General features: G+C 42.0%; 30 protein-coding genes. 9 read left to right on the top strand and 21 right to left on the bottom strand.

All coding sequences use genetic code 11. From position 1 onward, the window contains the following. Positions 1 to 19 precede the first annotated feature (19 nt). A complete protein-coding gene (locus BMZ72_RS05805) occupies positions 20 to 1,138 on the top strand; it encodes a WD40 repeat domain-containing protein (RefSeq protein WP_089806146.1) in 1,119 nt (372 codons plus the stop codon). Positions 1,139 to 1,223: 85 nt separating this feature from the next. Here the strand turns inward: BMZ72_RS05805 and BMZ72_RS05800 are convergent, their stop codons facing one another. From BMZ72_RS05800 to BMZ72_RS05770, 7 genes are all read right to left on the bottom strand, one after another. Continuing rightward, entirely contained in the window at positions 1,224 to 1,646 is a 423-nt protein-coding gene (locus BMZ72_RS05800) for a cupin domain-containing protein (RefSeq protein WP_089806144.1), read from the bottom strand. A 212-nt stretch (positions 1,647 to 1,858) separates the two neighbouring features. Further along, complete coding sequence (locus BMZ72_RS05795; protein WP_089806142.1) at positions 1,859 to 2,722, bottom strand: SDR family oxidoreductase; 864 nt, start codon at positions 2,720 to 2,722, stop codon at positions 1,859 to 1,861. A gap of 76 nt (positions 2,723 to 2,798) precedes the next feature. Continuing rightward, entirely contained in the window at positions 2,799 to 3,368 is a 570-nt protein-coding gene (locus tag BMZ72_RS05790) for a Crp/Fnr family transcriptional regulator (RefSeq protein WP_089806140.1), read from the bottom strand. Positions 3,369 to 3,472: 104 nt separating this feature from the next. Continuing rightward, positions 3,473 to 4,372, bottom strand: coding sequence for a pirin family protein (locus BMZ72_RS05785; protein WP_089806139.1), 900 nt, complete (start codon positions 4,370 to 4,372; stop codon positions 3,473 to 3,475). 66 nt (positions 4,373 to 4,438) lie between these two features. Further along, positions 4,439 to 4,753 (bottom strand): MoaF-related domain-containing protein, encoded by a 315-nt coding sequence (locus BMZ72_RS05780; protein ID WP_089806137.1) that lies wholly within the window; start codon positions 4,751 to 4,753, stop codon positions 4,439 to 4,441. Then, positions 4,743 to 5,138: a nuclear transport factor 2 family protein gene (locus BMZ72_RS05775; protein ID WP_089806135.1), complete on the bottom strand. Its 396-nt coding sequence runs from the start codon at positions 5,136 to 5,138 to the stop codon at positions 4,743 to 4,745. The genes BMZ72_RS05780 and BMZ72_RS05775 overlap by 11 nt, the downstream gene beginning before the upstream one ends. Positions 5,139 to 5,323: 185 nt before the next feature. Next, a complete protein-coding gene (locus tag BMZ72_RS05770) occupies positions 5,324 to 5,977 on the bottom strand; it encodes a hydrolase (RefSeq protein ID WP_089806134.1) in 654 nt (217 codons plus the stop codon). A 316-nt stretch (positions 5,978 to 6,293) separates the two neighbouring features. Here BMZ72_RS05770 and BMZ72_RS05765 point away from each other — a divergent pair, with 316 nt between their 5' ends. The 4 genes from BMZ72_RS05765 to BMZ72_RS05750 all read left to right on the top strand — a co-directional run bounded on the left by BMZ72_RS05765 (position 6,294) and on the right by BMZ72_RS05750 (position 10,800). Beyond that, on the top strand, positions 6,294 to 6,887 hold the full coding sequence (locus BMZ72_RS05765) for a Crp/Fnr family transcriptional regulator (RefSeq protein WP_089806131.1): 594 nt from the start codon (positions 6,294 to 6,296) through the stop codon (positions 6,885 to 6,887). A gap of 100 nt (positions 6,888 to 6,987) precedes the next feature. Further along, positions 6,988 to 7,437: a cupin domain-containing protein gene (locus tag BMZ72_RS05760; RefSeq protein WP_089806129.1), complete on the top strand. Its 450-nt coding sequence runs from the start codon at positions 6,988 to 6,990 to the stop codon at positions 7,435 to 7,437. A gap of 357 nt (positions 7,438 to 7,794) precedes the next feature. Continuing rightward, positions 7,795 to 8,163: a helix-turn-helix transcriptional regulator gene (locus BMZ72_RS05755; RefSeq protein ID WP_089806128.1), complete on the top strand. Its 369-nt coding sequence runs from the start codon at positions 7,795 to 7,797 to the stop codon at positions 8,161 to 8,163. Between the two features lie 192 nt (positions 8,164 to 8,355). Then, positions 8,356 to 10,800: a TonB-dependent receptor gene (locus tag BMZ72_RS05750; RefSeq protein WP_089806126.1), complete on the top strand. Its 2,445-nt coding sequence runs from the start codon at positions 8,356 to 8,358 to the stop codon at positions 10,798 to 10,800. A 121-nt stretch (positions 10,801 to 10,921) separates the two neighbouring features. Here the strand turns inward: BMZ72_RS05750 and BMZ72_RS05745 are convergent, their stop codons facing one another. Continuing rightward, positions 10,922 to 11,755: an AraC family transcriptional regulator gene (locus tag BMZ72_RS05745; RefSeq protein WP_089806124.1), complete on the bottom strand. Its 834-nt coding sequence runs from the start codon at positions 11,753 to 11,755 to the stop codon at positions 10,922 to 10,924. 223 nt (positions 11,756 to 11,978) lie between these two features. On the opposite strand from BMZ72_RS05745, the gene BMZ72_RS05740 reads away from it, so the two are divergent. Continuing rightward, entirely contained in the window at positions 11,979 to 12,647 is a 669-nt protein-coding gene (locus tag BMZ72_RS05740) for a hypothetical protein (protein ID WP_089806123.1), read from the top strand. An 84-nt stretch (positions 12,648 to 12,731) separates the two neighbouring features. Here the strand turns inward: BMZ72_RS05740 and BMZ72_RS05735 are convergent, their stop codons facing one another. The 3 genes from BMZ72_RS05735 to BMZ72_RS05725 form a co-directional block, all read right to left on the bottom strand. Further along, positions 12,732 to 13,727 carry an SDR family NAD(P)-dependent oxidoreductase gene (locus BMZ72_RS05735; RefSeq protein ID WP_089806121.1) on the bottom strand — a complete coding sequence of 332 codons (996 nt, stop codon included), beginning with the start codon at positions 13,725 to 13,727 and terminating at the stop codon, positions 12,732 to 12,734. Positions 13,728 to 13,991: 264 nt separating this feature from the next. Further along, on the bottom strand, positions 13,992 to 14,348 hold the full coding sequence (locus BMZ72_RS05730; protein ID WP_089806119.1) for a nuclear transport factor 2 family protein: 357 nt from the start codon (positions 14,346 to 14,348) through the stop codon (positions 13,992 to 13,994). A 243-nt stretch (positions 14,349 to 14,591) separates the two neighbouring features. Next, positions 14,592 to 15,329: an SDR family oxidoreductase gene (locus tag BMZ72_RS05725; RefSeq protein ID WP_255373121.1), complete on the bottom strand. Its 738-nt coding sequence runs from the start codon at positions 15,327 to 15,329 to the stop codon at positions 14,592 to 14,594. A gap of 89 nt (positions 15,330 to 15,418) precedes the next feature. On the opposite strand from BMZ72_RS05725, the gene BMZ72_RS05720 reads away from it, so the two are divergent. Then, positions 15,419 to 15,772, top strand: coding sequence for a winged helix-turn-helix transcriptional regulator (locus BMZ72_RS05720; RefSeq protein WP_089806117.1), 354 nt, complete (start codon positions 15,419 to 15,421; stop codon positions 15,770 to 15,772). A 155-nt stretch (positions 15,773 to 15,927) separates the two neighbouring features. On the opposite strand, the gene BMZ72_RS05715 is transcribed toward BMZ72_RS05720, so the two are convergent. The 8 genes from BMZ72_RS05715 to BMZ72_RS05680 form a co-directional block, all read right to left on the bottom strand. After that, on the bottom strand, positions 15,928 to 16,323 hold the full coding sequence (locus tag BMZ72_RS05715; protein ID WP_089806115.1) for a (R)-mandelonitrile lyase: 396 nt from the start codon (positions 16,321 to 16,323) through the stop codon (positions 15,928 to 15,930). Positions 16,324 to 16,391: 68 nt separating this feature from the next. Beyond that, a complete protein-coding gene (locus BMZ72_RS05710) occupies positions 16,392 to 16,856 on the bottom strand; it encodes a MarR family winged helix-turn-helix transcriptional regulator (protein ID WP_089806113.1) in 465 nt (154 codons plus the stop codon). Beyond that, positions 16,840 to 17,286, bottom strand: coding sequence for an EVE domain-containing protein (locus tag BMZ72_RS05705; protein WP_089806111.1), 447 nt, complete (start codon positions 17,284 to 17,286; stop codon positions 16,840 to 16,842). Before BMZ72_RS05705 ends, BMZ72_RS05710 begins: the two co-directional genes overlap by 17 nt. 10 nt (positions 17,287 to 17,296) lie before the next feature. Then, entirely contained in the window at positions 17,297 to 17,659 is a 363-nt protein-coding gene (locus BMZ72_RS05700; RefSeq protein ID WP_089806109.1) for a VOC family protein, read from the bottom strand. Positions 17,660 to 17,785: 126 nt separating this feature from the next. Continuing rightward, positions 17,786 to 18,553 carry an oxygenase MpaB family protein gene (locus BMZ72_RS05695; protein ID WP_218155206.1) on the bottom strand — a complete coding sequence of 256 codons (768 nt, stop codon included), beginning with the start codon at positions 18,551 to 18,553 and terminating at the stop codon, positions 17,786 to 17,788. Between the two features lie 8 nt (positions 18,554 to 18,561). Continuing rightward, positions 18,562 to 19,047: a hypothetical protein gene (locus tag BMZ72_RS05690; protein WP_089806107.1), complete on the bottom strand. Its 486-nt coding sequence runs from the start codon at positions 19,045 to 19,047 to the stop codon at positions 18,562 to 18,564. Between the two features lie 126 nt (positions 19,048 to 19,173). After that, complete coding sequence (locus BMZ72_RS05685) at positions 19,174 to 20,463, bottom strand: TPR end-of-group domain-containing protein (protein WP_089806105.1); 1,290 nt, start codon at positions 20,461 to 20,463, stop codon at positions 19,174 to 19,176. A gap of 134 nt (positions 20,464 to 20,597) precedes the next feature. Further along, on the bottom strand, positions 20,598 to 20,969 hold the full coding sequence (locus BMZ72_RS05680; RefSeq protein ID WP_089806103.1) for a winged helix-turn-helix transcriptional regulator: 372 nt from the start codon (positions 20,967 to 20,969) through the stop codon (positions 20,598 to 20,600). Between the two features lie 114 nt (positions 20,970 to 21,083). Between BMZ72_RS05680 and BMZ72_RS05675 the strand changes: the two genes are divergently transcribed. Next, positions 21,084 to 21,782 (top strand): nitroreductase family protein, encoded by a 699-nt coding sequence (locus BMZ72_RS05675; protein ID WP_089806101.1) that lies wholly within the window; start codon positions 21,084 to 21,086, stop codon positions 21,780 to 21,782. Positions 21,783 to 21,899: 117 nt separating this feature from the next. Here the strand turns inward: BMZ72_RS05675 and BMZ72_RS05670 are convergent, their stop codons facing one another. Beyond that, positions 21,900 to 22,718, bottom strand: a complete 819-nt coding sequence (locus tag BMZ72_RS05670; RefSeq protein ID WP_089807248.1) for an ion transporter — start codon at positions 22,716 to 22,718, stop codon at positions 21,900 to 21,902. A 2-nt stretch (positions 22,719 to 22,720) separates the two neighbouring features. After that, the gene (locus tag BMZ72_RS05665; protein ID WP_089807246.1) at positions 22,721 to 23,071 is read right to left on the bottom strand and encodes a winged helix-turn-helix transcriptional regulator; all 351 of its coding nucleotides are present in this window, start codon (positions 23,069 to 23,071) and stop codon (positions 22,721 to 22,723) included. 115 nt (positions 23,072 to 23,186) lie between these two features. On the opposite strand from BMZ72_RS05665, the gene BMZ72_RS05660 reads away from it, so the two are divergent. Next, positions 23,187 to 23,975 carry an alpha/beta fold hydrolase gene (locus BMZ72_RS05660; RefSeq protein WP_089806098.1) on the top strand — a complete coding sequence of 263 codons (789 nt, stop codon included), beginning with the start codon at positions 23,187 to 23,189 and terminating at the stop codon, positions 23,973 to 23,975. Positions 23,976 to 24,106 lie beyond the last annotated feature (131 nt).

Raw genomic sequence — 24,106 nt, 5'->3', positions numbered from 1 at the left:
GCACCTAATAACGCGTTACATGCAACATATTTTATCAGACGCACAGACAGGAAAGGAAATCACGTTACGCTGTGATGACGCTATTTTCACGACAGAGACCAACACTGGTGGTAAGATTAAAACAACCAGTAAGTCAGCTGCTGATACAAAAGCGGCGAGCCAGCTGTTTTTCAGGAAAGAATGGGAATTGCTGAAGAAGGGAGCAGTATTGCATGCTGATCATGCAGCTGCCGGAGAGCCACTACTGCATCTTTTTATAGGAGGAGGTTATACAGGCTGCCTGTCATTCGAAGCGACTCCGCAGGGCATCTATGTGTATCGTTCCGGCGGCAAAGAAATTGGATTACAGGAAGAGTTACTGTGTATTGACAATAAGGGATTAGTTAATGAGGTCCTGGCTTTACCAAAAGTGCTGCCCTGGGAAATTTGTTATGATAGATCCACTAATCAGCTGCTGCTTGATCTTGATCATTACATTTATGACTATGACTTAAGTTCAGGTGCTTTCAGACAACTGACCGATCATCTTAGTCAACCTGCGAGTTTCGTGTCTGTTGCAGCAGGCAGCAGAGCTTATGCTACCCACCCTCATTATTATATTCAGCGCTCTCATAACAGTAAGCGAATTGAAACGACTTTTGAGATAAAGATTATTAACGGTTCTATTCCATTTTGTGCTGATCTGTCACCGGATGGAAAATTACTCGCCATGCACAACCGGGAGCACCATATAGCGTTAATTGATACAGATACCGGACAGTTGATCAAGACCCTGGAGTTACCGTTTGCAATGGCAGAACTCATTGCGTGGACCGGCGATGGCAGTGAACTCATTGTCCACGAACGGTACAGTCACTTACATTTCTTTAATATAACTACCGGAAAGGAGATATTCTATGAAAGCCTGGCCATACCGGCGTATTCAAAGGATTTAAGGAATTTTTGTTTCAATGAAGACCAATCATTGCTGGTATGTCAGCAGCGGACTACCGCTTTCGTATTTGACTTTATCAACAAGCAGTTCCTTTATAGTTTTCCGATACAACATTGCGTAAAAAGTGCGGAAATCAAATTCATCGATACCCGTCAGATAGGTGTGCGTACAGACTATGGTTGCTTCAGCATTTATGCTTTGTAGCATCATATTCCGCGTTGACTCCTGCCCGGGATTATGACTTTCCGGGCAGGCGGTCAATCGCAAGAAACAAATATGCTTCAGCTCATTATTTCTTAACGGCCAGCGGCTGTCCGTCGCCACCGAGGTACACAACAAATAACACGACATCAGTATCGCCTTTATTAGTGCCTTTGTGGTAGGTATCATAAGATTCAACAAAACTTGCACCTTCCTTATATTCAGCGGGCTGGTGCCCCTCTATCTCAACTGTCAATGTACCTTGCAGTACATAAGAAAACACAGGGATCAGGTGTTTGTGCCATCCTGTAGTCTCTCCTGGAGGAAAAGTGATTTTCGCCATTGTAACCTTTGCATCCTTAAACTGTGGGTATGCGATTTTCTGGCCGATAGAGTTGACAGTGGTGTCGACTAACTTTTCGATCTTCAGTTTTCCCGCATATTGCTGTGCATGTACGGCTGTTGTGACGAAAATGAGTAGTGTCAGAATGGTCCTTAACTTAGAAGACATTGATTTTTGAATTTTGGTGTAAATATATCATCAAACTATTAATTTCATAGCATGCAATCAACAGGAGTATGAAATGGCTGCCCCACCTGGAATTCATGTATGATTTCTCATTATCTGATATGTTTGTTTTCCTGTGTCTTATGATATATAGACATTAAATGGCAACGGCAGTAGTTTTACTACTGCCATTACATAATTACGTCACTTTCACTTTAATCCAGTAACTCTCCCATGCCAAAGCGTTTTAAAGCCTCTGCAAACTGAGGTTCTATTGCCTTGTTGATCGCTTCAATATATTCTCCGGTCGTCGGATCTACAACTGTTCTTAATGGTCTTTTACCTTTTTCAACATTTATCAATTTGACAATGGCGTCGGCAACATCCTGAGGATTAGGATTAGCGGTTTGGATCAATTGTGTCATTGCACCCACCATCTTGTTAGGCATATCCGCAATAGCGCTATAATCCTGAAATATTGAAGACTCAGATGCCGGCTGCGTCTTTTGCCCCATTTCGGTAGGAAATGCCCCTGGCTGTACGATGGCCACATCAATACCTAAACGCTTCAGCTCATAATGTAAACCTTCGCTTAACCCTTCCAGACCAAACTTTGATGCGCTATATACTGTTGCAAAAGGAAATGAAACCCTTCCGAACCCACTGGTGACATTAATGATCAGTCCATCTGATTGTTTACGCATAGCCGGCAGGACCTGTCTGATCAACCTCCAGGGTGCAAAAACGTTTACATCGAATACGGCTTGCACATCCGCAGTAGTAAAGCTCTCTGCTACCCCATTCATAGCAAAACCGGCATTATTGACCAGTACATCAATGGTGCCTTCCTTCGCGATGACAGTTTCCACAGCCTGTTTTACACTTTCGTCATCGGTCAGTGTCACATCCAGCACAGTGACATTCTTCACTGCTGAGAGTGCATTCGCCTTTTCTGCATTTTTACCACCGGTATCTCTCATAGTTGCGTATACCTGGTGACCTAAAGCCGCAATACTCTGGGCGGTTAGCCAACCGAATCCGCTATTTGTTCCTGTTATTAATACGATCTTTCTGCTCATCTTTTTTTGTTTAATGAATGTTGCAAATATTGGCAATACAGACCGAAAAATATTTACCACATGGTAAAAAGCACTGTTAACGGATATTCTTCCGGATTCTGCTCAGGGATTGCTGTGTAACGCCCAGGTATGAAGCGATATAAGAAAGCGGTATGCGGTTGATAAGCATCGGGAAGTTTTCGAGAAAGCTCAGATATCGGGTGGTGGCATCCTCCGATACCAGCGGACTCCTTCGTTCCATTGCTACTGTCAGACATTTTTTAACAATGTTAGCCTTGATCATCTCAAAGCCTACGATAGTATTGGAGATCTCATCCCAGTCTTTCTTTGTAAACACGAGGACTTTACTATCAGTGACTGCCTGTATATATTCCACTGCCTCTACCTGCGTTTCAAAGCGCTGGTTGTCTGCCACGAAGTTATTTTCATCAATAAAATAATTGGTGATCTCTTCATTCCTGTTATTATAATAACAAAAGCGGAATACACCCTCTAAAACAAACCCGACATATCTCGGTATCTTTCCGGCTTCGGAAAAGTATTCGTCCTTTTTGAGTTCAATCACTCTGGCCTTACTTAGAATAAGATCGATCTGCTGTTTGTTCAGATCGCCGAATTGCAATAAAAGATTAATCAGCGCTTCCATCGGTGAAATATAGCATTTATTACAAACCTGTCGTTTACCATATGATAAAAAATGTAATTGCAGCCACCTCATCAGGAAGCTCAGTAATGTATACGATAAGCGGATCAGGCCTTGCTACCTGATATCTTTGCCCGTTGCTTTTCATAGTCTATTTTCCCATATCCGCCGTTATAAAATTCCCTGTAGGCATTAGCAATTTCCAGCCTGGAATTCATGACAAAAGGCCCTTCAGCGACAATCGGCTCCTTATAACGTTCACCACCGAACAGGATAAAATCGCAGGCTTCATTATTTTCATTTTTAAGTTCGATAGTACCTGCATTCCTGTCAAATTCTATAAAGTCTCCGGCATCGAAATGTTCATCATTTAATATAGCCGTATGCAGCGGCAGAAAGGCTGCTACTTCAACATCATCAGGAAACTCAGTCGTGAAACTGGCACCGGCTTCCAGATGAATATGGTAAAGGAACTGCGCTGAGTAATCCGGAATAGCAGACCTCAACTCCTCAAATGAACCGACGATCACTTTCATCCATCCCTTTCCTTCCGACAGATCTTTTACAGGTACCTCATTGCCTTCAATAGCGAGATAGGCTGGTTTCTGAGCTTTGATCGCGGCCGGAAGATTGATCCAGAACTGAAAGGCGTGCGTTATTCTGGAGTCAGTCCGGGAATCATAGTTCAGCGTCTCATCATGGATGATCCCATTACCGGCATTCATCCACTGAACGCCTCCGGAATGCACCATGGCATAGTTCCCTGCACTATCAAAGTGCTCATCTTCCCCACTGATAATATAGGTTAAAGTAGCGATACCCCTGTGTGGGTGAGCCCCGGTACCGGTTTTATTGACCTTTGTCTGCGTCTTTGGTACGATATGATCTAAAAAGACGAAAGGGCCTACAGCATCTGCATATCTGTTACCCAATATCCGGTATATTTCGAGTTCGCCAATATCCGCTCTTTGTCCCTGTGTTGAAAAACTACTTTTCTTCTTATTCATACTGATTTTGTTTTCATTAATTAATGGTCACTGGCGATATTATCCTCACCTTAAATGTCGTCAGCCTTATAAAGGCCGGATAGTGCCTTTCATCGTATAAAAGCTTCCATCCGGCAAGGTGGCATTACTATATAATATCCCGTTTTCGTGATCTTCAATATGCGTCACTGTTGCACCCGTCGCTTCTTTCCAGGCGACCATATAAACGCCTGGACGTACTTCAGCGATTGTGATATTTACGCGCTCGGTATGTCCTTGTTCTCCTGGTCCTCCGCCTTCAACGATCCTGAAGAGTAATACGTCATTTAACTCGAAGAATAGCTCAGATCGGAAGGCTCCAAGATCAGCCAGGAATGATTTACCCGATAAATTATTGTTCATGAGCCGGATTTGAGTAATTGAATGAGGTCATCGGATTGCCGCTGGCGGTTTTCAAAGCAGGTACTTCAGACTGCACCACGTCCCAATGTTCTGCGATCTTTCCGTTCTCTAATCTGAAGATGTCAACCACGATCAATGGAGCGGGTCCCCAACCCTGAACCTGACTGTGTGCCAGGACGAGATCGTTTGATTCTATCAGAATACCAGGTTCCCATTTGAATGCCGGATCAATAAAAGCCAGAAGCCCTTTCAGTCCCTCATGCCCATCAGTCATGGAGGGGTTGTGTTGTACATAATCTTTATGCCAGTAACGTTCTATAGCTGTCTGATCGCGGTCAGTGAAAAATTCTTTCATGGCCTTTGTTACGATTTCTTTATTGGTCATTTTCGATTTATAAAAGCTTGATAATTAGTTTACTGTTTCATTGCCTATCTCCTCCCTCTCCCCCGTTCACGTCATATTCAATCAGAATGGCAGCCCCCTCCGTTATATCAGTATATAGGCGTGTTCATATAAACCAAAGCAACATCCTGAAATAACCCGGATGTTGCTTTGATATCATATCGGTATTATTTCGCCGGTACAGGCGTAGCCAGCAACTGCTGTTCCCAGGCATATGCGACACCGGTTGCACCAGTATGTTCCATCATCAGACCCGCTAATTCAGCAGCTGTCTCTAGACGGGCCCAATCGCGTTGCCATTCGGAAACAACCGCTACCCAGTTGATCGGCGTAATGGCATGTTGTTCCATACGGCGTACTGCCATATCGTGCGCCTCTTTCGAAACTGATCCGGAGGCATCCGTAACAACGAATACATCATAACCTTCTGCTGCGGCCTGAATGGCTGGCATAGCTACACAAACCTCTGTCCATAAGCCGGCAATGATGAGCTGTTTACGCCCGCTCTTTGCAACAACCTCTGTCACGGCAGGGTCCTGCCAGGTATTGATCCAGGTACGATTGATCGGTTTCTGTGCCGGATATACATCCTGGATCTGTTTGATGATGAAACCGCCACGTTCTTCCACAACTGTAGTGAGAATAGTAGGCACCTTGAAGATCTTTGCTGCTTTTGCAAGCCCCGTAGTGGCATTAATAACCATCGTAGGCTCGTGACTATTCAGATTAGCGAACTGGAAAGGCTGATGGTCGATCAGCACTACAATACTGTCTTCAGGACGCAACAAAGCATCAAGGCCTCTTTTTACAATGTTTGGCATGTTTTGAAAATTGTATGGTTAAATAATTGAACGTTGCGTTACCGTTGAAAACTGACTTTTTTGATGAGGCAAATTTCATGTTCTGAGACAAACAGGAAGATGACATTTGCCGTAAAAAAACGTAGACATTTGTCTATGTTTTTTTAATTCTCTTTCTTAAATGAGGATGCTGGAGGAAAGATAATGTTTCGCAAGTCACACCATATCAATAGTTTAAGTATTGTGTATTTAAAGAGACTGCGAAAAAGATGGTATTAGTTTTATATTTGTGCTTCGACCTTTTGTATTTAATGTTAAAAAATATGCGCGCTTAAACATGCATGATGTTTTCTTTGACTATCTTCAGAAATTCAGTCCCGACCCACTTTCAGACGACGAAAAGGCATTAGTGACACAGACGTTCGTTGCATCCAGATTGAGAAAAAGACAATTTATGCTACAGGAAGGCGATCTGTGCAAGCATTTTGCATTTATCGTTAAAGGTGCTATGCGAATGTATTCAGTCGATGATAAGGGTATTGAACATATTGTAAGACTGGGTGTGGAGGGCTGGTGGATGGGAGACCGGGAAAGCTGGTCGATGCAGACATCCAGTCTATATAACATCGATGCATGGGAGAACTGTGATCTGCTTTACGTCACCCGGGAAGATACCTTTGAGCTAATGAAGAGAGTGCCCGCGTTCTGTGAAATGCTACGGCATCTTGACGAGCGGAACCAAATTGCTAATAACAGGAGATTAATGTCTGCAATAGGTTCAACGGCAGAAAAACGTTATACTGATTTTGTTGAATGCTATCCTGAACTTTTTGAACGATTCCCACAGCATATCATTGCGTCCTATTTAGGTCTTAACAAGGATACGCTCAGCCGTGTTAAAAGGCAATACTTTCGAAAAAAGGATAAATGAGCCGGGGAGCAGCAAAGTTATTTGAAAAGGAGAAATACTGAAATTCCTATTCAACCTGTAAACAACGTTTTGTAAATTAGTTATACCTAAACCACGTATAATGACAAAACGAGAAATCACCTATGTATGTATCACTGCACTAATAATGTGCATACCCATGGCTATCATTGCGCATAATGATCAGCAGGTACCCTTATCATCTACAATATACGACTGGAATAAAATAAAGGTTGAAGCTACCAAAACAGGAGAAAAGCGGCAATTCCTTCAGGCGCCTACACCGACACTGGACGAACTGGAGCTACATGTAACTACCCTGAATCCAGGAGAAGCACCTCATCCTCCACACCAACATCCTGACGAAGAACTGATCATTATCAAAGAAGGAACAGTTGAATCGACAGTGAACAAGACGACTAAACGTGTCGGTCCAGGCTCCGTCATTTTCCAGGCATCCAATCAACTGCATGGTATTAAAAATGCAGGTACCACGCAGGCCGTGTACTATGTTATTAAATGGAAGACAGAAAAGACACCTAAAGTGCAATAATTCATATTCCGGGTGAATAAAGTATTAGGCCTGCCCATGAAGCGGTTTTATACTTTATTCACTTTCTGAGACATTTATAACTTCCCGTGATCGTATTTCAGAAAGGCTTCAGAATTCAGCCTTTACTTTGCAGTGAACTTCGGATAAAAAACGAATTCTTTTGCAAACTGATTTCGCCGGATAAAACCGGATGGATAAATAAATTACCGCTCATCCCTCATAAGCATAATATCTATTTGCAGGAAAAGCCATTTCCGCTCGATGAGGTATTCGCCCCCATTATTAATAGTCTGATAAGCGCCCGGCAAAAAGAAGAAAGATTACGACCCATTTATTGAAGCTAAATCATTAGAATTAATGGTTACGCTATTGGAAACGCCTAAGCCAATCTTTGAAGGGCAGCCACTACGGGAAAAACATGCTGCTCTGGCGACGAAGGCAAAAGAAATCCTGGATGAATATCGGGGAAAGAGAGACTTTACGATTATTGATCTGGCAAAGGAACTGGACTCAAATGAGACAACTTTGAAGCAGGCTTTCAAAAAGAAGTATGGAACGACTATCTGGAGCTATTTTAATGATAGGCGAATGAAGCATGCTATGAAGGATCTACATGCGGGGAAATCCGTTGCCGAAACTGCGATGCTGGCTGGTTATGCTACAATTGCCCATTTTTCCACCTCTTTCAGGAAGCATTTTGGAATATTGCCCTCCAGTATTCAATAGTTCAACACATCCCAATATCCATGCTGCAGGCAGTCTGATTGTATAATATGACCTCATTATAATCATAAAGATCGCTTTAATATAATTACACCTAAGTTGGCCTCAGGATGTTTTCAGATTCACCCGTTAGGTTTGCGGTCTATAAAATATAATAAGAATGAGAAAACTACTGGCTATTGTTATCCTGATAGCATGTCATTGGGCGCATCATCGCAGGAACGAAGTCCCGGACATGGAAACGGGACTATTACAGGAAAGGTGCTTGAAGCAAGCGCAGCAGCCCCCTTGGAATATGCTACAATAACTGTATACCCTATACCATCTACCAAACCCCTTACCGGTACAACGACCAGCTCAAATGGACAATTTACCATATCTGGTCTGGATTCCGGCACTTACAGGATCGTTGTTGAATTCATCGGATATAAATCTTTCGAGATTCCGTCTATTAAAATAGCAAAAAATCAAACAGTCACTATTCCGGTAATTAAACTCCCGGTAGATCAAAGGACGCTACAAGCTGTTACTATTACGGCACAGTCAAAACTTATTGACAATAAGATTGATAAAATGATTTTTAATGCTGAAAAAGACTTAACCTCACAAGGTGGAGTTGCCACTGATATTCTGAAAAAAGTGCCGCAGGTATCTGTAGATGTAGACGGGAATGTTCAGCTGGCCGGTAATGGAAGCATCCGGTTTCTAATTAATGGGAAGCCATCTACGGCGTTCGGGAACAATGTAGCCGATGTACTCCAGTCTATTCCGGCAAGTCAGATTAAGAGCGTTGAAGTAATTGCTAATCCGGGGGCGAAGTATGATGCACAGGGATTAGGAGGAATTATCAATATCATTCTTAAACAGACCACTGTAAAGGGCGTTAATGGGAATATTTCCCTGACAGCAGGTACCCGTATGGAGAATGGGTCGTTTAACTTCAACGCCAGAAATAATAATTTCGGATTTAACGCCTTTGTGAGTGGCAACTCCCGGTTACCTGTCAATACGCCCTATACCAATCAACGTAATTCCATAGATACTATTAATAAAGTGAACGATTGGCTATTTCAGGAAGGAAAGACACGCGTTAAAAGGTATGGTGTAGAAACGGGTATAGGACTGGACTGGGTATATAAAAAGTATAATAGTTTTACAGCATCGTTTAATTACAACATTTTTGGTAATGATAACAGTGGTTTAATTAACCAATCGCAGGTAACAAAGGACTACCCTGGTAATGTGATCGGGAATATATTAAGCATAAATAACACCAGTACAACTAACCGGTCCCATAACATAGACGCTGCCTTTAACTACAAAAGATCATTTGACAAGGAGGATCAGGAGCTTGAGTTTTCAGTCAATACCAGTATAGGACGATCCTCACTGCAATCAAGTAATGAATTATTCTCCTTACCAGAGAATGCTATATACTACGGCGTAAGAAACCGAAATCCCGGCAAAGAAAATGAAACACAGATCGCACTGGATTACAGTCAGCCGCTATCAAAAAAAGTAATCCTGACAACCGGTATTAAGACAACATTTCTTGATATAAGCAGTGACGCGGCCGTACAGGGATTCCTGCCAGACGGCAAATTATATATCTATGATAGTTCATTGTCTAATAACCTGGATTATCATCAAAAGGTATATGCCGGCTATGCAGAAGTTGCTTTCCCTGTCGCCAATCTGTTTGAGGTAAAAGCAGGCACCAGATATGAACGTACAGAAATATCCTCCTACTATTCAAATGCACAACAACAGGTGAAAACACCTGGTTATAATACCCTGGTTCCTTCTATCTTCCTTTCTAAAAAGCTATCTGAGAACGATGTATTGAAATTAAGCTACTCCAAAAGAATTGAGCGACCTGACTATGGAGATCTGAACCCTTTCATTAATACAAGCGATCCTAAGAATGTCACTGCCGGTAATCCATATTTACTACCTGAATTAGGACAACGTGTTGAATTGAGTTATAGTAAGGACCTTAATAAGCTCGGTTCTTTTATGATTACCGCCTTTTACCGGCATAATAGCCATGATATACAGCCTTATGTCAGATATTACCCATCACTGCAGGTGGGCGATTCAGTGTATCTAAATGCGTCCGTAAGCAGCCGCGAGAATATTGGCACCGAAAACAATACAGGGTTCAATCTATTCAGCGATTTACACCTGGGTAGCAAATTGGGTATCAGAACCAATATCTTCATGTTTCATCGTCAGATCATCAATGCGATCGATGCGGGTAGCACCAGAACAAGCTTTAATTATCGTATGAATCTGAATGCTACCTATCAGATCAGCAGTCTGATTGCTGCGGAGTTTTTTGGAAATTTCAATTCAGCGAGAAATGAGGTACAGGGTAAATATCCTTCCCTGACAACTTATAGCTTTGCCATAAGAAAACAGTTATGGAACAAAAAGGCTAGTATCGCTTTAAATGCCATCAATCCCTTCAATGAATATGTAACACAGAAACTGGATATTTATGGTTCTAATTTTACAACGACAAGTATCCGTAAAATACCATTCCGTTCTGTAGCCATTAATTTTACCTGGAAATTTGGATTACTGGAATTCAAAAAAGAAAAAGAGCAAAATAATGAGTTGAATAATCTAACGCCATAGAGGATCCGGCAGATCCTCTATTTCATCATCAAAAAGCGTATGTTATAGCCGCTTGTAAAATCCCGAATGCTATATGACAGGATTTCCTGCCAACGCAACTGACTTTGACATAAATCATCCCCTACGCCTTATTCTGCTTTCTATAAGACTTCAACCTCACCCCTGTATGCCGCATGAAAAACTTGTTCACATGGCTCTCATCCGCAAACCCAAATTCCTCCGCTATTTCCGTAATCCGTTTAGTACTGAACCGCAGCCTGTGTTCGATCAACCTGATACGGTACGCTGATATATATTGCTGAAGCGATTCGCCTGCCTGTCTGCGAAAATACGCTCCGATGTAGGTTTTTGATACCTGAAACTTATCAGCGATCACTTCAAGCTTTAACATATCAGGTTTATGGATATGGACCTGGATGTAATCTATTATTTCCAGGATCTTCTCATCTACGTTTTCCAGCATATGCTGTGGCCTGATGATAGACAGGTTACGCGCTGCGATTACAATGATCGCGTTGACCAGGTGCCTGATAAGGTCTTCTTTGTATAAATTATCCCGCTGAAGGATCTGCAGGAGGTATTGCATGAGCGATGCTACTGCCTGACTGTCTTCAGGGTTTTTCAGAATTGACTCAGGCAGGTGTGATGCGTGAAAAAGCATGCATTCCATTTGGTCAATACTTTTCCATTGGAATTCGGCAACATAGTGTTGTGTAAAACGGATCACTAAAAACTCGCAGAATTCATCTACGTCGAAGCTATGGCGGTCATTCGGGGTAAGCAGGAAAAGTTCTTTTTCATTAAACTGTATTTTGTTACCGTTGACTATATGCGCTCCCTTTCCTGAAAGCACATAAAACAATTCGAAAAAATTGAGTTGTTTGTCGCCCTGTGTACAACTGTCAGAAGTTTCATAATACACCTGGACCGACTGATATAGATTTTCCCGTACCATACACTGATTCTACTCGTTTATACCCCAAATGTACCTATTTCAGGGCTGATTTCCAGTCTATTTTTGCCACGTAATAGTCAAGAGATTACCCCTTTCGCCAGGAAATTCATGCCTGTAGACGGACTTCCAATGACCCGGATATGTGTCAAATCCTGGTAAAGGCAATGATCTTTTACGATTCCCTGGAATGCTAAAGCACTCCTGCTATAAATAGATCAAGAAAATGAAAAAACAAAGTCTGTATTTAAAGTCCTGTATCAGAACAACAGTCATCATTATTAATTTAATAGCCATTTATCAGACAGCTTTTGCCCAGCGAGATATACCAGTTGAAGTATTTGCAGGGCATCGTGCATTTGCACACCAGATGTATATGACCAGATATCTCGATTCTACAAGTCGGTTTGGTTATTTCGGCTATCTACGGTATGAAACACCCTATTCAGACAGGGATAAAAGCAGTTTTACCGGTCAATCGTTGTTCTTTTATGATGTTGCCAAAGGAGTTAGTGTTGGTGGAGGTGGATATGTAACAAACGACGGTTTCATGCCACAAATAGCCATTGCTTATAGTTGTAATATCGGAGACCTGTCTTTTACTGCTTTTGGGTCGTTTGAACCACTCCGCTCTCCTAACAGTGAACTTTTCGTCCTGATGTCTTACAGTCCGCGATTAACCCAAAAGGGAACCTGGCACCTGTTTGCACAATTTATCGGCTCCTATAATTTTAACTACGGAAATAAATGGGGATATAACTTCGCTAACCAATATATCAGACTAGGGGTAAGTCATAAAGGGTGGCAATTCGGACCAGGAATTGATCTTCTGCAGATAGGTGGAACTGGATCTTTACCAACAAACATCGGTATATTTCTGAGACGGTTACTATAATAGCTGGAGGTATCGTTCAATAGGTATCTGGCACCTGAATATGAGTCTCTGGATGCCAGATACCTGTATAATACAAGAGAAATATTAACCAATATTAAATGTAACGCCTGTTAATTTTTCCGTCAATGCCCATAATGATTTAGCACTCGTTTCTTCTAATGAATAAGGCTTCACGCCGTTGGGTACTGATGGATCAACAGCCAGTTCGGCTACATCCACATCTTCAAGGTACACGCCACCTGTCTCATTTAATAGCGGACTGGTAGCGGCCCATATCGTTGTCGCCGCACCCTGTGGAACGGATTTAAGTGAATCGAGCACCTCCTGTACCGGATTTCCCTTATCATCATAAAACCCAAACTGCTGTAATATCTCCAATGGCGCTTCTCTGGTTAATTCTGTGCCCCAGATATTCCCTGGGTGTAGTGAATATGCCCTTACACCGTATGCTTTGGCTCGTTCATTTAACTCAAGCGAAAACAGATTAACAGCAGTCTTTGAGTGTCCGTAAGCCTGTAGTGTCTGGTATTCGCGATTGTCAAAATTCGGGTCTTCAAAATTGAAAGGGGCGAACTGATGTCCGAGCGAAGAAACATTTAATACCCTTGCGCCATTTGCTTTTTTCAGGGATGGCCATAACCTGGCGGTAAGTCTGAAGACGGCAAGATAATTAACTGCAAGCTGTGATTCATACCCATTTGCGTCGCGGCGCAAGGGCACGAACATAATTCCTGCATTATTAATGAGCAAATGTAATGGTCTGCCGGAAGCAAGGAATTTCTCGGCAAAGCTGTCAATAGCGTCAGGAGCCATCAGGTCCAATTCTTCTATTTCCACATTGCTGATCCCCTCCAGATTCTTTTTTGCTTTCTCAACATCTCTTGCAGGTACGATAACTGTAGCCCCTGCCTCCGAAAGCGTCCTGACTGTTTCCAAACCAATCCCGGTATTACCACCAGTAACGATGGCGATCTTTCCTGTAAGATCAATTCCCTTAATGACATCACTTGTTGTTGATGTTGCGCCAAATCCTGAACCAAGCGGTTGTTGTAATGCGCCGCTATAATTATTCTGTGCCATTTTATATGCTGTTTAATGTATTATTTTGTTTAAATTCCTGATTATACTTCATAAATGCCCCATCAGTCATCTTATATGGCTTTCGCTACAGCACATACTGATCCTTTCGGGAGCGAGTCTGCACTCACCACCGAACTGATGTTGATAATATGCTCACCTTTATCGTTAAATGACCTGATGGCCCGGAGGTGGCAACAAAAGCCCTGAAAACGTTGCTATGTAAATGCTGGTGAACAGCCGCTGAGAGGAGGCACCTGTATGATTTTATTTAGATGTGATTGCAATGACAAAAGCTTTCAAATCCGCCATCTTGCCATCCTGAAAACGCCAGACATCACAGTAGGAATAATCGATCCTTTTCCCGCTTTCGTCGTTCATACTGATCTTGCCGATTGCTGTAACAAAATCAGCGTCAGCAATTAAATTCTCCACGTCGAATTCCGGAGGCGCTGTATAAGCCTTCTTCATGTAAGCACGAACGCTTTCCTTTCCCTGTAAGACTGTATCGCCGACAAATTCGTATCTTATATCTTCTGTGCAAAAAGACAGAAAACCCTCATTATCACCTTTACTAACACAAGCATTTGCTTTCAATAAAGTTTCCTTATTATCCAGACTCATATCTAAGTAAGTGTTATTTATTTAAATGGATTTATCTTATGATAATGGTTTACCAGCAAACCTACTTTGATATTATAACAACCGGCGGACCAGTAACTTCTTCAAGGCTCATATTACAATGCAAACTTAGCATACAATTATTTATTCCGGTTACTATGTAAGCAAAAGTGGCAGTAACAGCGGGGTAACCAGGTAACATGCGGGTGACAACCGATATCTCAAATGACGCAAAAACCGGGGTTATTACACAAGCAAACTGCCACCATCCACGACCAATATCTGTCCTGTCGTAAAAGTCCCACGCATTAAATACAGATAAGCTTCCGCAAGACTTTCTGCATCGCCTACCTTCCCTGTTAGTAGTTTGCTTCCAACCTGGTTAAAGAAATCTTCTCTGCCGGTTTCGGACATATGTTTTAAAAGATTCGTCCTGACCGTTCCGGCGCATACCGTATTCACCCGTATAGGCGCAAGATCAACGGCCAATGCGCGGGTAAGTCCTTCAATAGCACTCGCCATTCCTGCTATCACTGCTGTTCCTTTTCGCGGCTTTCTTCCAAGCGCGCCCGTCGTTAAGGTAATTGATCCGCCTTTTCCGATCAGGGGCGCTCCATGCTTTGCTGCCATGATCGCTCCCCAGAAACGCAGGTGAATGGATCGCTTCGCTTCGTCAATGTTTAGTGCGGATAATTCACCAAAATGTAGAGCGTCCCCTGCGGTAAAAACAAGGTGATCAAATTCACCGATCTCTGTGAAAAGCTGCGCTACTTCTTTCTCCTCTCCAAGATCAGCCACAAAACCAGCACTATTACCTGGCAGTACTGCCAGCGCTTTGTCCACTTTCTCCTGACTGCTGGAGACCACTATAACGGATGCACCTTCATTTACCGCAGCTATTGCTGTTGCTAAACCAAAACCAGAAGTACCTCCCAACAGAACAACTTTCCTGCCATACAAACTGTATTCTCTGCTATTTCCCATAGTTTTAATGTTCGTTTTAAACGGAACAAAACTATCGGACAATTACTATAATTTTACTATCCGTTACCTTAAGGAAAGTGACTATACTCATGGGAAAATTAAAATGCGAGCCAGACCCTTCCATTGATAAACGCTTAGCGCTTAGAGATGCTATTGAGTTATTGAGCGGTAAGTGGAAGGTGTGTATTCTTTCTAATTTATATCATCGCGGAACCATGCGATTTAAAGATATATTGGAAACGTCTAAGGGGATTACGCCAAAGGTACTGTCGAAGGAACTGCAGCATTTAGAGGATAATTTGATGATTACCCGAACGGTGAATAATACGAAGCCGGTTACAGTATCTTATGCACTTACTGATCATGCCGGCGAAACCCAGCCCGTTATAAGTGCGCTAATTTTATTCGGATTGAGTCATAGAAAGAAGATTAAAAACAAATGATCTGAGCGTAGTTATCCGAAATATGAAAAGCATTGACCGCTATAGCCAATGCTTTCCGCTATCCGTCCTGTCCTGATGTAATTCAGAATATCGGGAATCTTTTAAAAAGATGAACTCCGGATTATGACTTTCGTTTTGTTCCCGGATACTGCCTGTTATTTTGAATACTGGTCATTGCTGACCTGTTCCAGCCAGGTAACAACTTCTCCATTGACTGCTTCCTGGATGGCAATATGACTCATTGCTTTATCAGGAGAAGCCCCATGCCAGTGTTTTTCATCTGGCTCAAACCAGATCACATCCCCTGGCCTGATTTCTTCTATAGGCCCACCTTCACGCTGAACCCATCCAAGTCCCGTAACAACAATCAGTGTTTGTCCGGCAGGATGCGTATGCCATGCCGTCCTTGCACCAGGCTCAAAGGTAACCAGAGCACCCGCACCTCTGGTAACCTCCTTTTTTTGAAACAACGGATCTATACGTACTGCACCGGTAAACCAATCTTCAGACCCTTTTACTGATGGCTGCGCTCCATTCCTGATAATTTCCATGAGATATTGTTTTTGAATATGATCTGTTAGTACTATTGTATGGCGGTAATCATTCAGATAATTACAATTTATGCTTCCTGATCGTTTTGCGCTATCAGTGCCGCCATCGTGGAATTAAAGGTCTTCAGGCCTGTTCCCAATTTGTTAAAAAATTCGAGATCGACATTTTCTACACTCACAATAGCCTTTTGCAGGACCTTCTCTCCTTCCGCTGTCAGCCTGATCGTCTTCGCCCTTGTATCTGTCGGATGCTCGTGGCGGGTAATGAACTTCTTCTCTTCCAGTGTCCTTAATACCTTTGATACCATCATTCTGTCAGCGTTGCCCTGATTGGCGATATCAACCTGTGTAACCTGATCATTCTCCCTGGATAACCAGGCTAGTGCACAAAGCAATATGAACTGGGTATGTGTCAGGTCCAGAGGATCCAGGACGCGCTTTTGTTTCCGCTGCCATAACATGGTCAGCTGTCCCAGAAGATACCCCGGACTATCTTCCGGCTTCTTAAAATGAAATTCAATTTTTTTCGGCATATTCTTTTTGTAGCATCTGTGAAGAAATCAGTTCAAAATCATGCCGGCTGATCTCTAAAAAACCAAAACGAAATGGATAACCCCAGCTTTTCTTGTTATGGATAAATTCCAAATCAGGAATCAACGGCAAAATAGAAACATCCTTCCCTGGTAAAAACGCAATATTACGTCTTGATGGGCAAAAATCCTCAGACACTTCAAACTGATAGATCTCGTCATCCATTACTCTACCTATAGCCGTAAATTCCTGGCACAAAGCCGGTTGCCCTAATATCTGCTTGCCAGAATAGTAAATAATGAAATCATCCTTCTGCATTCTTTTCAAAGGCGATGCCTTGCCATGGCAGGTTTGGGCAATCCCATCCACTAATCCGGCTTTGACGTGGTCCTTAGAAGCCACGATGATCCAGTATTTTGTATCCCTTTTCATATTGCTATGATTAGTTTGATTTCAGAAAAGTGATGTTGTATCCGTCGGGGTCTCTGGCAATAAGGATCTTTCCGAAGGGTGTTTCTCTGACCGGTCCCAACAGTGTTACGTCTTTCGCCAATAAACGGGCTTGCAGGTCTTCTATTTCCTCCTCGATAGCGAACCAAAGGGATGCACCGATGCCCAGTTCTTTCCCATCCAGATTGCCGATAGGCGTTCTGATAGCGAAGCTTGCCTCTCCTTTGTTGTACTTAAAGACACAGGCTTCCGGATTGGGTATTCCTGCTTCCTCAAACCCAAGCCTGGTTGTGTAAAACTCTTTGGAAATGGCGAGATCTCTCACCTGAAGGGATGCAAATTCCAATTTTCTCATTGTTCATTAGTTTTGTTGTCGCAAATATAGTATTCGCAACAACAATATCCTAATATTTTATAAATCCTTTGAAATTATTAGTTTCCGGTAAACCTTGAGATGATGGGGGTAGCTATATAAATGTGCTCATAGCACCGGATGATGCATTTCCTTCACCTGTTTTATGAATTTACGGGGTACCATCATCAATATAAGCTGCTCGTGTAATCTGGATTTGCGGATCTGTTTGTAAACGGGAACCAATAAGCGGATAAATCGTGGACGGCCCAAACCTAGTAATTCATTCACATGTTTTGACGATAGCATTCTCTGTATCTCCAGCAGGAGAAAATAACGGAATGCTCCTAAATGTTTCCTGTATTGCTGGAAAAGATTGTCAGTAAATGCACTCTTTGAAAGATTGCGGATGATCTGTTGCTCATATGTTCTTTTCCATTCAGTGTAGTTGGCGGGAATACCCTTTATATGCATTTGCTCACCTATTCTGGCGAAGGTTCTTACAATTTCATTCTTTTCTTCGTCGCTTAATCTTCTTTCAAGCAATTCAAATGAGGAGATCGAGTAATAGATCAACATATACAGTACATCCTGATAGCTCTCATTCGGTATTTGAAGACCACGTGCCGATTCCACATGCTGATGTATTGATTTTATTTTCTCAATTGAAGAAATAGCTTCTTTTTCTTCTTTGAAAATAATGTGCTGCGCATATTTTACTGTTGAGAATAAACGTCCTATAGGATCCCCGGGAAGTTTACCGGTGAAATAAAGCCAATCCACCTGCTTATTTAGTGCAAACTCAGCGGAGGCACCGGCAAATATAAATAGTGTAATATCTGTCGTGCTCCATATTTTCCTGACAATTGATGTATCCTCCACAAATGTTTTCATCATAGCTTTATTTACGCGACAACTTTTTCCAACTGCCTGATCTTTCTATGGCATATCAGGAGAGGAATTATTCCAATAACGCCAAAAGAACAGTCAATCACACACCAGAAAACCGGTATTTGTCTGATATATCCGGCTATCAGCGCAAGCGGAATAACGGCTACACATGCAATACAACCAAACTCAATTACCCAGATATTTTTTACGGGGTCTTTCAGCGGACCAATAAATGCTATAGCAATGACTATATGCGCAAAAGCCAGCCAGTCATAGCCATACGCCAGATAAGGATATTTATCATTCATATCTTTTATCGCCTGGTAACAGATATATAACCACTTATAAAAGGAAGAGTCCTGTTCAGGCCACCATGAGAAAACCCAACTTAATTCCGTTTCAACGGCAAACGCTGTAATACCACTCAGACTGAGAGAGATAATAAAAAAAATGATCCAGGTTCTTATTTGTTTCTTCGTTTTGCTTACTTCTGTATCCATAAAAGCACTTTGCATTACAAAGTAAGTAAACTTATATCACATTTCCAAGATCGATTATATTATGGAGGTCTGCCCTACCCCGGTAAAAAAACGCTTGATATAGACTATCCCCGAATTTTCAGGTAATTACAAAAAAGATGATATTTTATCCTCCCAATGACTTTGCAGGAAAAACGCTTTATAGTCCTGGATATGTAGCATGTCGTAAATCGCTTTCTTTTTATTTGTCGCCTGTTCGTAGTAAGATCTGCAGATCTGATAGCCTATCCAATATCCCTGATCTGGCAAATTGTCGGGAGTAGCCCGCTGAGAATTAGCTATCCAGTTATCATACCTGTTAAAGTACATATCTTTGGTAAAATTGCTCCATATCTGTTTTTCTTTGCCTTTTGCCCAGTCATACAGTACCTGATTACCATTTCCCCCACTGATCAATTCACCGATAAAATCAGCCATTCCCTCGCGAATGACATAACTTAAGGTGGTGGTGTCATTTTTCATGCCCTCCTGCTGAAAATGGATGAGTTCATGAGCCACCAGATATGGTAGCAATAAAATGTTATTTACCCTGGTTCTTTGTTTGAAACTAAGCTCACCAAGCGGCACAGTACTGTCGTTTGCCGTCTGATTCACACCAAGCAGCAATCCGGCATCAGATACGGTTCCTCCGCTGGTAAGCGCACCCATCACAAAATATACATCCGGAAATATAGCATCCTCATATATCGACTTTAGCTTAACATAGGAAGCCAGGAACGCAGGCTTGTACGCATCTGTCTTAAATGTATTTTTACGAATAGCACCATAGAATGCGGGTGCAGAGCGGATATGTGCAACAAAAAAGTCGATACTGCTCACCTTATAACTCATGTAGTCGTTCATTCCTGTGGTGGCCTTATCAAAATAGCCTTCCTTTATAATCTGTCTGAAGTGTGCTGTATCTTGTATAGCACGGTCGTAGGCTTCCCAGAAGCGATGAATATCAGTAGTAATAAAGCTTGCTTTGGCTGGATCGGCATTCAGTATCTTTTTGCGTTCCTGAACGCTATTGATCAATATCTGCCATTTAGAGGAAGTGTGCAAAGGAGTCAGATCTTCATCACGCTGTAAATGGGTCTTATTATCATAACCTGCCTTTACTGCCTTTTCCAGGATGATTAGCGCCGAATCTGTTTTACCAGCAAGACTAAGGCAACAAGCCATATTGTAATAAGCGTCCACTTTTTTTGCCGGAAAGTCGCTTCTATCAGCAACTGCCGAGTAATAATCAGCTGCAAGGGGGAACTGCTTTGCTTTGTACAAACTATCAGCCAGACCTTGCAGTTGTGCGGGAGATTGTTTCTCCTGACAGAAACCCTGGTTGACAGCCGAACTTAGTAAAAAACAGATAACAAAGGCGAGCGTAGATTTGTACATAATATAACAATAAGATTTGTTTGCAACAAGGACGCAGATGGTCCTGAATAGTTGCAGCAGAAAGTGGATGAATATTGTTACTATCCTGCTATAAGCCTTTTCAGATGGAAGAATCAGTCAGCTTTATGATTGTGCTATTGTGCGAATTGTTTTCCAAATATCTTCTCCCTGTGCTTCAGGCCCCACTCAACCATAGCATCTATCAGTGCTTTTAAAGTTTTGCCATATTCAGAGAGCACATACGACACCGCTACAGGACTACCTGCAGTCACTTCTCTGGTAATAAGGCCATTCATTTCCAGGTCCTTCAATTCCCTGCTTAGCACTTTCCCGGCTATCCCATTAAGATCTTTCAGTAATTCTGAATAGCGCATTTGTCTGGCACAGAGATGTGAAATAATAGCTAATTTCCATTTACCACTAAAGATATGTATAGTATCATCAATGGCTCTTAATCTTTTCATACAATCGCTATCTCCGGGATATATCAGGTTCGTTTTCTGCATACGTTAGCTGGTTACTTTTTTGTCATCTGGGTGACTCAAATGTCACCACTTGTATTGACTACGAAGGTACTAAATTGCTAAAACCTTCTTTAGCTTTGTCAAAAATTAGCACAAATGAGCTTACTGGACGATTTACATTGGCGATATGCTACCAAGAAAATGAACGGTGCAACCGTAGAACAGGAAAAGCTGGACTATATTTTAGAAGCAGCCCGTATGGCGCCTTCTTCTTCCGGTTTACAGCAGTACAAGGTGATAGTAATAAGCGATAAAGCTTTATTGGAGAAAGTAAAAGCAATTGCCTATAACCAAAGCCAGATAACGGATTGCTCACATCTGCTCGTATTTGCTGCCTGGGATGGCTATAGTGAGGAACGGGTGAGCCAGGTATTCAACCATATGATGGATGAACGGGGATTGCCGCACGATACGATGAATGATTATAAGGGTGTTATCCTGGGACTTTATGGTCCATTGGGACAGGAATGGCAGGCACACCATGCGGCGAAACAAAGCTACATATCTTTTGGATTAGCCATTGCCGCAGCTGCGGAACAAAAGGTAGACGCTACACCTATAGAAGGCTTTTTGCCTGACAAACTGGATGAATTATTACAGTTAAAAGGAACTGGTTATAAGAGTACCGTACTATTGCCTTTGGGCTATCGCGAAGCTGAAAATGACTGGCTGGTGAATATGAAAAAAGTACGTACACCGAAAGCGTCTTTTGTTACAGAAATGACTATAGCAGACGCCGCCGTACTCGGCGAACTTCCGGTTATGCAATCATTGGGTAGCTTTACCAAAGAGTAAGTCTATTATATAGCAAAAGGTACCGTAAATGATGCCTTTTGCTATATCTAAACACACATGTCATGATACCTGCATGACGCCGATAAGCCACTAAGGGACTAATGCATCCTGGTTTTATCACAGCGAAGCCCCACAATATTTACAATGCACCGCGTCACTGTCATGTCCTTCTTTCCCACAACCAGGACACGTTTCGTGGCCATGTTTCCTGAGTCTCGTGGCGTTTACCATCTCGTTTGTTACAATACCCGTCGGAACCGCGATAATCCCGTAGCCGATAAACATCATGATTGAGGCAATGAATTTACCTACCGGTGTAGCCGGCGCTATATCGCCGTAGCCAACTGTGGTAATTGTTACTATCGCCCAATATATGCTATCAGGAATGCTGGCAAAACCATTTTCACCATTTTCGACCAGATACATAACCGATCCAAGAATGATGACAGTAAAAAGCACGACCAGCATAAATATGGTAATCTTTTTCAGGCTGCTGGAAAGCGCCGTTTTCAGAAAGTCTATCTCCGTTAAGAAGTGAGTTAACTTAAAAATGCGAAATATACGTAGTAACCGTAATGCACGAAGCACCAATAAAGATTGCGCTCCAATAAAAAATACACTCAGATAAGATGGAAGAATCGCCAGTAAATCAATAATACCAAAGAAAGAGGCAACATATAATAAGGGTCTGCTGATGCTTATTAAACGAAGTATATATTCCAATGTAAACAGCACCGTAAAAAACCATTCCAATACGTGAAAAAGGTGGCCATATCGCTGATGATAAATGTGAATGCTGTCAAGCATTACAACCGCGATACTTAAAATGATCAGAATCAGTAACGCAATGTCAAATACCTTTCCGGCTACTGTGTTTGATTCGTAAATAGTAGTATGAAGTTTGTTCCTCCATGTGACTTTCGTTTCCTGCTGCATGCTCATTCAATTGTAATTTTAAATCCCAATCCCCATTTTCTCAATTCATCTATCACAGGAATTATCCCCTTCCCTATTTCCGTCAGACTATACTCTACTTTCGGCGGCACTTCTCCATATACTCTCCGGAAGATCAGTCCATCTCCCTCCAGCTCCCTCAAATGCTGGATCAACATCTTCTCAGATACCTCATCAATTCCTCTTTTCAAATCTCCATATCGCATACACGCTGCCTGGGAAAGTAAATTTAATATCTGCAATTTCCATTTCCCATTGATCACATTTGTAGCCAACCCTACCGGACATTCAAATACCTTTTTCCCTATTTTATATAAAACTGGATTTTTCTCCATCTCGTAAACCATTTAAAACCAACAATTTTTACCTCAAAGTAAGTACCAAACTTTCCGGTAAGTACTTGTCTAAAGATACGTGTGAAGTTAGATTTGCTGAAAAAAACAGGGAATTATGGGAAAGGAAAAAGTTATATTACTACTACATGGATATCCACAAACCAGTTACGCATGGCGGTTTGTCACGCCGCTCCTGGCTAAACAAGGATACAAAATTATCGCTCCTGACTTACCCGGATTAGGTGATGCTCCTACTCCTGCTTCTTTTGACAAAAAGACAATAGCAGCCATTATCCATGATACAATGACAACACATGGTTACAATGATATCTATCTTGTAGGACATGACTGGGGCGCATCCGTTGCTTATAGCTATGCGGCACAATTTGGTCAGGAAATAAAAAAGCTGGTCCTTATTGATGTACCTCCCGTTGGCGAATATCTTGAAAAACTGCCATTGCTACCTCGCAATAACAAAGCACTTTGGTGGTTTTCCTTTCACCAGGTAAATGACCTGCCTGAATTACTTACCGAAGGAAAAGAAAGGGCATATTTACAGTGGTTTTATCATAACTCTTCTTTCAAAAAAGATGTATTTGACGATAACACCATCAATGAATACTACCGGAGTTATAGTCAACGCGGTAAAATGAGCAATGGCTTTAACTATTACCGCACAATACTACAGGATATCGATGACAACAAAGTATTCGGAATACATCCGCTGCAGATGCCGGTGTTAGCCATAGGTGGTGAACATGGGCTCGGTCAGCTTGCTTACACTATTACAAAACCACTTGCTATTGATCTCACTGGCGCTATCATCCCCGATTGCGGACATTATGTACAGGAAGAACAACCGGAATTACTGGCAAAGGAGCTGGTTCAATTTTTTAGCAAATAAGGTCAGCGCTGATATATTTCCTCTCTGCAGAAGCAGAGAGGAAATGATTAATTGCCTATAAAAGCATCCATATAGTTTGGCCGATTTTCCTTAAATTCATGTATTGTTTGTTCTACACTTAATTCCACTGT

It is taken from the genome of Chitinophaga sp. YR627, from assembly GCF_900114995.1.
In the GTDB taxonomy this organism is placed as follows: domain Bacteria; phylum Bacteroidota; class Bacteroidia; order Chitinophagales; family Chitinophagaceae; genus Chitinophaga.
Note: the sequence above shows the minus strand (reverse complement) of the source record. Positions and strands in the feature narration are given on the sequence as shown.